The 10,193-nt window shown below is 64.8% G+C and carries 11 protein-coding genes; all 11 read right to left on the bottom strand.

Annotation, left to right across the window (positions count from 1 at the left end; all coding sequences use genetic code 11):
- The coding region (locus EN932_RS19455) for a DeoR family transcriptional regulator (protein ID WP_164890541.1) at positions 1–345 on the bottom strand (345 nt) is incomplete at its 3' end.
- On the bottom strand, positions 342–1,877 hold the full coding sequence (locus tag EN932_RS19450; RefSeq protein WP_127368558.1) for an FGGY-family carbohydrate kinase: 1,536 nt from the start codon (positions 1,875–1,877) through the stop codon (positions 342–344). The genes EN932_RS19455 and EN932_RS19450, both read right to left, overlap by 4 nt.
- A gap of 360 nt (positions 1,878–2,237) precedes the next feature.
- Complete coding sequence (locus tag EN932_RS19445; RefSeq protein ID WP_127368557.1) at positions 2,238–2,786, bottom strand: flavin reductase family protein; 549 nt, start codon at positions 2,784–2,786, stop codon at positions 2,238–2,240.
- A gap of 61 nt (positions 2,787–2,847) precedes the next feature.
- A complete protein-coding gene (locus EN932_RS19440) occupies positions 2,848–4,068 on the bottom strand; it encodes an acyl-CoA dehydrogenase family protein (RefSeq protein ID WP_128368985.1) in 1,221 nt (406 codons plus the stop codon).
- Positions 4,069–4,097: 29 nt separating this feature from the next.
- Positions 4,098–4,886, bottom strand: coding sequence for an alpha/beta hydrolase (locus tag EN932_RS19435; RefSeq protein ID WP_013533082.1), 789 nt, complete (start codon positions 4,884–4,886; stop codon positions 4,098–4,100).
- Between the two features lie 12 nt (positions 4,887–4,898).
- Positions 4,899–5,915: an alcohol dehydrogenase catalytic domain-containing protein gene (locus tag EN932_RS19430; RefSeq protein ID WP_127384522.1), complete on the bottom strand. Its 1,017-nt coding sequence runs from the start codon at positions 5,913–5,915 to the stop codon at positions 4,899–4,901.
- Positions 5,912–6,958 (bottom strand): branched-chain amino acid ABC transporter permease, encoded by a 1,047-nt coding sequence (locus tag EN932_RS19425; protein WP_127368554.1) that lies wholly within the window; start codon positions 6,956–6,958, stop codon positions 5,912–5,914. Before EN932_RS19425 ends, EN932_RS19430 begins: the two co-directional genes overlap by 4 nt.
- Positions 6,955–7,818, bottom strand: coding sequence for a branched-chain amino acid ABC transporter permease (locus EN932_RS19420; protein ID WP_013533085.1), 864 nt, complete (start codon positions 7,816–7,818; stop codon positions 6,955–6,957). The genes EN932_RS19425 and EN932_RS19420 overlap by 4 nt, the downstream gene beginning before the upstream one ends.
- The gene (locus tag EN932_RS19415; protein WP_013533086.1) at positions 7,805–8,533 is read right to left on the bottom strand and encodes an ABC transporter ATP-binding protein; all 729 of its coding nucleotides are present in this window, start codon (positions 8,531–8,533) and stop codon (positions 7,805–7,807) included. Before EN932_RS19415 ends, EN932_RS19420 begins: the two co-directional genes overlap by 14 nt.
- The gene (locus EN932_RS19410) at positions 8,530–9,258 is read right to left on the bottom strand and encodes an ABC transporter ATP-binding protein (RefSeq protein ID WP_127369574.1); all 729 of its coding nucleotides are present in this window, start codon (positions 9,256–9,258) and stop codon (positions 8,530–8,532) included. The genes EN932_RS19415 and EN932_RS19410 overlap by 4 nt, the downstream gene beginning before the upstream one ends.
- A gap of 25 nt (positions 9,259–9,283) precedes the next feature.
- On the bottom strand, positions 9,284–10,193 hold a 910-nt coding region (locus tag EN932_RS19405; protein ID WP_128368984.1), incomplete at its 5' end, for an ABC transporter substrate-binding protein.

Genomic DNA, 10,193 nt, shown 5'->3' with positions numbered 1-10,193 from the left:
GACGTCGAGCAGCAGTGCCGCGACGGCGTTTGCCGTCGAGGAATCGTCCAGCATCACCACCTGGCCGGCTTCGACATAATCGAGTGCTGCCCGCGCCAGCGCATCCTTCTCGGCCCGGTTGACCGTCACACGGTAGCGGAAGGCGCTTTCGTAGAGGCCGGAAGGCTGAACCGTCACCGCACCGTGCAGCTTGCGCAGCACGCCCTGCTGCGCCAGCCGGTCGATATGCCGGTGGACGGTCATGCGCGACACGCCGAAATGCTCGACCAGATCGTCGATGCGCACCTGGCCGAGCTTGATCACATAGTCGGCGATCTCTTCGCGTCGTTCGTCGGCCTTGATCATGCGGTTCCCCCAGTGTCTGGCCGGCCCAGCTTCTCGATGTCGGGCCAATGCGGTTCGAGCGCACCGGCTATGCGGCCATAGAGGGAAAAGCGCTCGTTGAACACAGCACTCGAGGCTTGGTCAGGCTCGTATTGGCGCGCCGTCATCCCGACCTGCCTGGCGCCCTGTTGCGGCGTCGCGAAGATGCCAACCGCCGCCCCCGCGCAAAGGGCAGCGCCAAAGGCCGCGGCCTCGTCGGTCGAGGTGACGATGACCGGGGCGTTCAGCACGTCGGCAAACATCTGAACGAAGGCCGGATTGCGCGAACTGCCGCCGGTCAGGCGGATCTCGCTGACGGCAAAGCCGTCGCGCAAGGCTTCCACATGGGTGCGATGATTGAAGGCAATGCCCTCCAGAACCGCCTTGAGTATATCGCCGCGATTATGCCAGCCGTGCAGGCCGACAAAGCCGCCGCTGGCAACATCGCCATAAGGAGAGCCGAACAGATAGGGATGAAACAGGATGGTCGACGGCTTCTTCAGCGCCGTGTCGATCTCTGCTGCCAGAAGCTCGTGGATCGAGCCACCATCGACCGATGCCTTTTCCTGCTCCGAGCGGCAGAACGTGTCGAGAAACCAGTCGTAGTTCGCGGTCGACGCCGGCGAGATCGCCATGTTGTTCCAGCGGCCTGCGTCGATGGCGTTGCGACAGAGCCAACGCGGGTCGACGCGTGGTTGCGAAGAGACGACTTCGTTGATGGAATAGGTTCCGGCGACGATGGCGAGCACGCCCTCCTCATGGCCGCCCATGCCAAGTGCGGAGGCAGTCACGTCATGCAGTCCGCACGCGACCGGTGTTCCCTTGGCAAGGCCGGTCATTTCGGCTGCCTCGGCGGTGACATGGCCGACGATCGCGGCGGAGTGCGCCATCGGCGGCAGCGCGTCGAAAACATCGTCCAATCCGAAGATTCGCAACGCTTCCGGCGCGAAGGCTTGCGTGCGGAAATCCGTGAATGAGGTGCTGGCCTCGGTACGGTCGGTGCCGATCTTGCCGGTCAGGCAAAAGCGCAGCCAGTCCTTGCAGGCCAGTATATGCCCGATACGCCCATAGCGGGCCGGTTCGTGCTCCCTGATCCAGGCGAGCAGCGCCGACGGCGCCGAGACGTGGGGCGCCTGGCCTGTTCGCGCTAGCGCCTCTTCGAAGACCCGGTCCGCCGACCATCGCTCGACAATCTTGCCGGCGCGGCTATCGAGCGACAGGATTCCAGGCCCCAGCGGCCGACGATCCTTGTCGAGCAAATAGAGACCGTCGCCATGCGCGGTTGCCGCCACCGCCCTGATGTCGTCCGCCGGGCGGCCACATAGCGCGATCGCCTCCTTGATTGCGTCGGCGGTCGCTTGCCAGAGGCCGGCCATGTCGCGCTCCACCCAGCGCGCATGGGGCATCGATTGCGGAACCCGCCGACGCGCCACCGACAACTGCGTGCCATCGGCATCGAAGATCACCGCCTTGGTGACCGTGAGACCGTTATCGATTCCGAGCAAACTGGGCATGGGCGCCGCCGTTTTCAGCAACTGGTGAAGGGCGCTGCAAGGCAATCCTGCAGGTTGGGATAAGGATGACGGACATGACGACAATCAACGAGCAACGGTGATACCAAAGCGCCGCATCCGATGCGGCAAACAGACCATAGTAGCCTGTTAAATTAACGTCAACATGTGATATATTTTGTAGAAATGTCTAACGTAAGCTGAGACATGCATCCGATGCGGGACGAAGCTCCGACCAGTGCCCAACTGGCTGGATGGCCCTCAACCCTGCACGGCGGGCCAGGGTGACGGTGCGACTGACGCTCGAACGCGTTTGACTGGCTTAGCGAATTCCGTGCGCAGCGGCCGGACAGCCGGCACCGTTCAAAGAAAACGCGACGACTCAAGAAGTTCAGCCACGCCGTCCAGTTCCTTGTGCAGGCGATGCCAGCGACGGTCGAGGTAGACCAGCGAATGCGCCTCAGGGGGGATCTCGTCCAGCTGCACCTCGCCGTCAAGGAGTTCGGCCGCCACCAGTGTCGCGCCCTCGATCGGCAGGACGCCGAGCCGGCGGGCGCGGAACCAGGTCGAGACGCCGGTATAGCGCGGTTCGCCCGTGGGCAGCCGAGCCCAGGCGCCTCCCGGCGGGAAGCGTTCCGCGCCGCTCGACGCGCAGAGCTGCGCCAGGTCGATATCGGTGTAGCGCAGCAGGTGGATCACCATGGTCTGCGCCCGTAGCAAGGGTTCGGACGAGGTCGATTTCATCGACAGCGAGAAGGCGACGACCGGTGGCGCAGCACTTACAGAGATCAGCGAGGACACGGTCATCGCCACCGGTCTGTCGCCGGGATCGGCCGTGATCACGGCAACACCGGCCGGGTGGTGGCGAAAGGCTTCGCGGAAGGCGTTGGTCATCGGATGCGGGAAGCTCATCGACGTCTCTCTTCTGCAGCATGAAATGGGGCCGGATGGGTCCGCCGTCCGGCCCTTGCGACTACTTCTTCTCGATCAGATCGTAGAACTGCCAGGTGCGATCGCTCCACAGCCCGCCGATGTCGCGGCCGGCCGAGGTGACGATCGATGGCGCGATCGTGAAATGGTTGGCCGCCACCATCATCTCGCGGAAGGTGCGCTGGATCACACCGGCGCGCAGCGACGCGCCGCCGCCCGCGCGATAGGCGAAGTTGCAGATATCGACGCCAACCTCATGAATCTCGGATTTGGCCAGATGGACAAGGCTGATCTGCCGCGTCGATACGCTGTTGCCGGCTTCGACCGTCGCCTCGATGTCGCGCCAGACTTCGAAGACAAAGGCGCGGGCAGCGCGATAGCGGGCTTCGGCGCGGCCATAGTCGTGCCAGAATTTCTCGCTTTCGCCGATCAACCCGGCGCGGCCTGACTTGCTGCGGGCGAACTTGGCGATCTCGTCCAGCATCCGCCGCCCGGTGCCGAGTGCCCAGCCGGTATGACCGATGGCGGCGAGGCCGACGACACCGAGACTGAAGAACTCCTTCTGGCGCAGTGGCGGCGCGGTCAGGATCGGGAAGACGAGATCGTCGGCGATGAAGACATCCTCGGCCGCATAGTCGATGCTGCCGGTTCCACCGAGGCCCAGAACGTCCCAATTGCCGAGCTGCTTGTGCTGGGAGATCGGCGCATGGGCGCACATGATGATCACATTGCCCCTATCGTCCTTGGCGGGCTTGCCGGTGCCGTCGTCGACGAAGGCGGCACTGTGGCTATAGGTGGCGTGGCTGAAGCCGCTGCCATAGCTCCACTTGCCGTTCAGCCGGTAGCCACCGTCGACCTTCTTCAGCATGCCGAGCGGCGCCCCCTGTCCCGAGAAACGGTTGTCGGAGCCCGGCGCGAACAGCCGCTCGACCGCGCTGTCCGGCAGAAAGGCAGCCGACATCGCGCCGATGCAGCAATGCACCATGGAAACCCAGCCGGCCGCCCCGGAGTGCCAGGTGATCGCCGCCAGCAGTTCGAGACCCTCGGTGGGTCGCAACTGCGCACCGCCGAGGCTCTCCGCGGCAAAGATATGCGACATGCGCAGCGGCTTCAGCAGCTCGAACGTGGCCGCAGTCAGTTCGCCATTCTCCTCATCGGCGGTGGCGTTGGCTTCCAGGACCGGTCCGATCTCCGCGATCTTCCTGAGCAAGTCGCGATAGTCGGTGGTCGTCCCCCGCGAGCTGTGCTTGATGGGTTTGTTCATCGTGTTCTCCTCCTCCTTTTCAAATGCGATCAGCCGGCGAAGAAATCGCCGATCTTCCTGAGCGTTTCGGGTTTCTCCTGCATGACGAAATGGCCGGCCTCCTCGACGAGGATCAGGCGTGCGTCGGGCAGCGCCTCGACGAAGAGCGGAGCCTGTCCCGCCGGCAGCATACGGTCCCTGGTGCCCCAGACGACCAGTGTCGGATTGGCGATGCGCGCCAGAAAGCGCCGCAGGTTCGGATGCCCCATGCCGAACGGCGCCAGCAGCCGGCCGAGCGTCTCGCCTTCGCGGGCGCGATCGGCGCCGAAGGCCTCGGCAAAGGCGGCGTCGGAACCATCCGGGAAGTAGCGCAGCGCCACCGAGACGTCTTGCGCCAGATAGGCCGGCAACTCCTGCGGCGCGACCGCGCCGAGATCAGTGGCCGGATATGCGGGGTCGTTGAGCCCTGCCGGCGCGATCAGCACCACCTTGTCGAAACGCTCGCGCGCAAGGCCAGCGAGTTCGGTCGCCATCCAGCCGCCCATGGAAAAGCCGATGAGATGAGGCTTCTCCGGCAGACGGAGAACATCGAGCAGATTCAGATAGTGTAAAACCATGTCGGACATCGTAGCGACATGCGGCGCCGGGCCAGAAAAGCCGAAGCCCGGATGGCTCGGGCAGAGCACGCGGAAACGGTCCGCGAGGCCCTCGGCAAAGTCGAAGCCTTCAAGCGTCGAGGCGCCGTGCAGGAACAGCACGGGCTTGCCTCTACCGATGGCCATCACCACCGTTTTCGTGCCATCGATATCGTATTCGAGCGTTTCGAATTGAACGGCCATTTTTCACTCTCCTCAAACAAGGTCCGGCTGGATCAGCACTTTGCATTGCGTGGTGCGGCGGCGAAGGCTCTCGAATATCTGCGGAACCGGCGAGAGGTCGATCCGGTCGGTGATCAGAGCTTGCGGTGCGAAAGGTCCGCCTCGAAGCGCATCGAGGGCGACGCCGAATTCGTTGCGCTGATGGAAGAAGACCGAAAACAGCAGGTTCACTTCCTTCGTCAGCGCAACGAACGGGTCCCACTGGTCTCCGCCAATGCAGAGGCCGACCCCGACCACCGTGCCCTGCAGCCGGACCGCCTCGACCGCCGCGCCGATGAGGCCACGCTTGCCAACGCATTCGAAGACGATGTCGGGCGCTCCGCCGCAGAGATCGGTGAGGTTCTCGCTCAGCTTTTCGCCGGAAAGCGCGAAGCCGGTCGCGCCGAGAGCAAGCGCACGCTCGCGCTGATGGCCGTGGATGTCGGCCACCACGACACGCGATGCCCCCATGCGCCGCGCCCAGAAGGCGACGAGCAGTCCGATCGGCCCGGCACCCAGTATGGCGACCCGATCCCCCGGCTTCATGCCCGAACGGACGATGCAATGCAGGGCGACCGACAGTGGCTCGGCCAACGCACCATCCTCGAGTGCTACATCGTCGGACAGGATATGACATTGGCGTGCGGCCACGGTCGCGTATTGCGCATAGCCGCCGCCGATCAGCTCCATCTCGTGACAGCGCGCCGGATCGCCGCGCTCGCAGGCCTCGCAGTGTCCGCAACCGCGCATCGGCACGACAGCGACCCGGTCACCGATCCGAAGGCCCGTTGCCTCCGATCCGACCGCGACGATGTCACCGGAGAATTCATGGCCGAGCACAAAGCCTGCCTCGATGCCGAAAGGCACCGGATCCTCGGTGATGTGCAGATCGCTGCCGCAGATGCCGCAAGCGGCGACACGCAAGACGACCTCGTCCGGTGCTGGCGTCGGGTCCGGCACCGTGCCGATCCGCAGTGGGACCCCGACCTTATCGAAGATGGCGGCTTTCATGAAATCCTCCTCGTCAGCGGTTCGGGGTCGACGAGCTTGCGTCGGATCGGGAACCATGGTGCATCCCACCGCTTCGAGATCAGGCCCCAGATGCCCGTCCGGGCGTAGAGCGCCACCAGAAGCGTCATCAGGCCGAGGACGACGAAATAGGTTGCGCCATATTCGCCGAACCAGCGGTCCGCGATGAAGAAGATCAGCGATCCGATCAGAACGCCCTCGATGGACCCGATCCCGCCGACCATGACGATGAAGATCGCGACGTTCGCCCACATCGGGTCAAAGGCCGAACCGGGGGTGATGCGCAGCTGCGCCATAAAATAGATCGCGCCCGCGAGACCGCAGCCGACCGCCGACGCGACATAGATCAGGAAGCGTAGCTTCACGACATTCACGCCCTGGCTGGCAGCTGCAACCGGATTGTCGCGTATGGCGATCAGCGCAAGGCCGAAGCGCGAGCGAAGCAGCCAATAGCTGCCGCCCAGCGTGACGAGCAGCATCCCCGCACAGAGCAGCGACATAGCGACATTCCGCTCGAAGGCCGAATAGTCCTTCATCACGCGAAGCGACATGCCCGCGCCGGAATTGACGAGCGGCAGGTTCGAGGCGGTCAGCCGGAAGACCTCGGCCACCACCCATGTGCCGATCGAAAAATAGGGGCCATCCAGGCGATGCAGCAGCAGGTAGATCGGCACGGCCAGCGCGGCCGGCACCAGGAGCGACAGGAAGACCGCCACAAACGGATTGATGCCGTAGGTCTGCGCCAGCACGAAAAGCGCATAGCCGGCGGCGCCCATGAAGGCGTGCTGGCCCACGGAGACGAGGCCGGCATAGCCGGCGAGCAGGTTCCACATCTGCGCGACGGCGATATAGCAGCACAGCACCAGAACCGACCGGATCGTGCCGGTCGAAGCCCACCACGGCATGACAGCGACAGCGACCGTGGCCAGCACCGCCAGCGTCATCGCAATGCGACCGGACCGGGTCTGGCGCTGGACCACGACTTCGGGCACCTCGGTTGTTGCCACATAGGGAATCGCACTCATGACAATGCCTTTCCGAACAGGCCCTGTGGGCGGGTCGCCAGCACGACCAGGAAGACGATATGTCCGGCAAGCACGCCGAAGCCCGGATCGATGCGGAAGCCGATGGCCTGCGAGATGCCGAGCACCATCGAGCCGACGAAGGCGCCCCATACCGTCCCCATGCCGCCGATGATCACCGCTTCGAACGCGTAGATCAGCTGGGCAGGTCCGTCGGCCGGAGCAACAGTCGACCGCAGCGCCTGGAAGACGGCTGCAAAACCGAGAATGCCGACCGCCGCCGCTGTCGCCATCGCATAGACGGCGCGCGGGTTGATGCCGGTCATCGCCGCCGCCTCGACATCGGCCGACGCGGCGCGGAGCGCGCGACCGAAGCGCGTGCGCTTCAGCGTCAGGTCGAGGCCTCCTGTCAGGCCCGTGGCAACGGCCAGCACGATCAGCGGCAGGAGACCGACATAGATGCCGCCGATCTCGATGGACTGGCTCTCGATCCCATGGCCGGGCAGCGATCGGCTGTTCGCGGACCATATCTGGAGCATCAGGTTCTGCAGCGCGATCGACAGTCCGAAGGTCGCGATCAGCGAGGGCAGCGGATCGCTGCCCACCACGCGGTTCAGCACGGCCTTCTGCAGCACCCAGCCCATCAGCACCGCGAGCGGCACCAGCACGATCAGCACCGGCAGCGGTCCCAGACCCCAAGCCGTGGCGATCGAGATGCCGATCAGCGACAAAAGGATCACCAGATCGCCATGGCTGATGTTGACGATCCGCATGACGCCGAACATCAGCGCCATGCCGAGTGCATACTGGGCATACATGCCGCCCAGCAGGACCCCCTGCACCAAGGCGTCAAACCACTCCATGGCCCGCTCCAAAATAGGCTTTGCCGATCTGCTCGCGCGTGATTTCGGCGGACCTGCCGGTCAGGGTCACGCGGCCCTCCAGCATGCAGTAGAGGCGGTCCGTGGCGGTCCGGGCGAGGCCGACATCCTGCTCGACCACGATCATCGCCGTTCCGGTGGCGCGGATTTCGGGCAAGGCGGCATAGATTTCGCGGATCACCTTGGGCGCGAGACCAAGGCTGATCTCATCGCAGAGCAGCACGCGCGGCTGGCAGAGCAGCGCGCGGCCGATCGCCACCATCTGCTGCTGCCCGCCCGAGAGGCTTTGCACCTGGGTGCGAGCCTTCTCCTTGAGGATCGGGAACAGCTGGTGCAGACGCGGCAGCGTCCATCCGCCCTTGGCGCCCATGCGCGCGGCCTGGTCGATGGCGACGCGCAGATTGTCCTCGACCGACATGCCGGTGAAGAGGCGGCGGCCCTCCGGCACGATGGCGACGCCCTTCTGCACCATGCGGTCGGTGGCGGTGCCGCCGACCGGCTCACCGTGCAGCAGCACCATCTCGCGCCCGACCGGAAGCAGGCCCATGATCGAACGCAGGAGGGTGGATTTTCCGGCCCCGTTGGCGCCGATCAAGGCCACGGCCTCACCCTGGTGCAGCTCGATGTCGACGCCGTAGAGCGCCTGGAAGTCGCCATAGCGGGCCAACAGCCCGTGGGTGGAAAGAACGGCCGTCATCCCTCGATCCCCATGTAGACGCGCTGGACCTCGGGCAGCGCGATCACGTCGGCGGGCACGCCTTCGGCGATCTTCTCGCCGAAATTCAGCACCAACAGCCGGTCGGCCACCGCCAGCAGCGCGTTCAGCACATGCTCGATCCACACGATGGTGATGCCGCGGTCGCGGATGCGGCGCACCAGCGCCACCAGCGCCTTCGATTCATCGTCGGTCAGCCCGCCCGCGATCTCGTCCAGCAGCAGCAGCTTCGGATCCGACGCCAGCGCGCGCGCCAGCTCCAGCCGCTTGCGGTCGAGCAGAGTGAGAGCGCCGGCCGAGACATTGGCCTTGTCGGAGAGTTCGCACTCGCGCAGGACCTGGGCGCAGAAAGCATAGCTCTGCTTCTCGGACCGGCCGCCGCCGAAAGCGGCGGCGACCAGCAGGTTTTCGAAGGTGGTCATGCCGGAATAGGGACGCGGGATCTGATAGGTCCGCCCGATCCCCATCTGGCAGCGGCGGAAGGGCGGCTCGCCGCGGAGTGCCGTGTCGCCGAGCTGTATCTCGCCGCCGGACGTCTTCAAGTCGCCGCTGATCACGTTGAACAGCGTCGTTTTGCCCGCCCCATTCGGGCCGAGGATGCCCAGCACCTCGCCCCGATGCACGTCGAAAGTCACGTCATGCAGGACGCGGACAGCGCCGAAGGACTTCGACACCCCGTGCGCTTTCAGCAGGATTTCCCTACGCATGACTCTGCCCGCGTCCCCGCTCATGTCACCAGGCGATCGGCTGAATAGCCTGCTGCGGCGCGAAGAGCTGATTGACCGTGTTGTCGACGATCTTCAGGTCATAGGGCCATTTCTCGCCCTTCACCCACTGGCCGCCGAAGATCGGCGTCTTGCAGATGTTCTTGTGGGGCGAGCCGTCGAACTTGATATGACCGACCAGCGTCTGCAGATCGGTAGCGACCAGGGCGTCTCGGTTGGCTGTACGATCGAGCGGATTGGAAGAGCGCTTCAGGATGTCGAGCGCGACCTCGAGCAAGGCATGCGAATAGCCCAGCGGCTGCGTCCACTGCCGCTTCGAATCGACTTCCCATTGGCTGGCGATGTCGCTGCTGACCTGCCCGGTCAGCGACGACTTGAACGGGAAGGCCGGTGTCCACCAGACCTCCGAGGACATGCCGTTGCCTAGAGGACCCATGGCCTCGACACCCCCCGGGAACAGGAGTGCCGCCGCCACCGTGACCGCCTTCGGCTTGAAGCCCTGCTGGTTGCACTGGGTGACGAAGGTCTTCAGATCGTCCGGATAGGTAATGCCGCCGATGATCTCGCAGCCCTGCTTCTTGAACTCGGCGATCTGTGCGGAAAAATCATTGGTGCGGGGCTGGAAATAGCCGGGCACCACGACCTCGTAGCCGGCCTTGCGGGTCGGCGCTGGCAAGCCATATTCGTCGTTGCCCCAGGTCTCGCCGTCGATGTTCTGCGGAAACAGCATGCCGACCTTCTTGTTGGTCTCCAGATGGTTCCAGAGTCCGACGAAGGTGTTCAGCGCCTCGTCGAGGCCCCAGAAGAAATGATAGGTCCAGTCGAAGGTCTGCTTGCCGCCGCCGCGCGGCATGATCACCGCTTGCCAGGGAGCGCCGGAGGAAATGCAGGGGGTCTCATAAAGCTCGGCCTGCTCG

This window comes from Mesorhizobium sp. M7A.F.Ca.US.002.01.1.1 (assembly GCF_004022955.1).
GTDB classification, from domain to species: domain Bacteria; phylum Pseudomonadota; class Alphaproteobacteria; order Rhizobiales; family Rhizobiaceae; genus Mesorhizobium; species Mesorhizobium ciceri.
Note: the sequence above shows the minus strand (reverse complement) of the source record. Positions and strands in the feature narration are given on the sequence as shown.

Excerpts from the sequence above, each read along its gene's own strand:
- EN932_RS19450 (WP_127368558.1), bottom strand. The coding sequence starts at position 1,877 with ATGCCCAGTTTGCTCGGAATCGATAACGGTCTCACGGTCACCAAGGCG.
- EN932_RS19445 (WP_127368557.1), bottom strand. The coding sequence starts at position 2,786 with ATGAGCTTCCCGCATCCGATGACCAACGCCTTCCGCGAAGCCTTTCGC.
- EN932_RS19440 (WP_128368985.1), bottom strand. The coding sequence starts at position 4,068 with ATGAACAAACCCATCAAGCACAGCTCGCGGGGGACGACCACCGACTAT.
- EN932_RS19435 (WP_013533082.1), bottom strand. The coding sequence starts at position 4,886 with ATGGCCGTTCAATTCGAAACGCTCGAATACGATATCGATGGCACGAAA.
- EN932_RS19430 (WP_127384522.1), bottom strand. The coding sequence starts at position 5,915 with ATGAAAGCCGCCATCTTCGATAAGGTCGGGGTCCCACTGCGGATCGGC.
- EN932_RS19425 (WP_127368554.1), bottom strand. The coding sequence starts at position 6,958 with ATGAGTGCGATTCCCTATGTGGCAACAACCGAGGTGCCCGAAGTCGTG.
- EN932_RS19420 (WP_013533085.1), bottom strand. The coding sequence starts at position 7,818 with ATGGAGTGGTTTGACGCCTTGGTGCAGGGGGTCCTGCTGGGCGGCATG.
- EN932_RS19415 (WP_013533086.1), bottom strand. The coding sequence starts at position 8,533 with ATGACGGCCGTTCTTTCCACCCACGGGCTGTTGGCCCGCTATGGCGAC.
- EN932_RS19410 (WP_127369574.1), bottom strand. The coding sequence starts at position 9,258 with ATGCGTAGGGAAATCCTGCTGAAAGCGCACGGGGTGTCGAAGTCCTTC.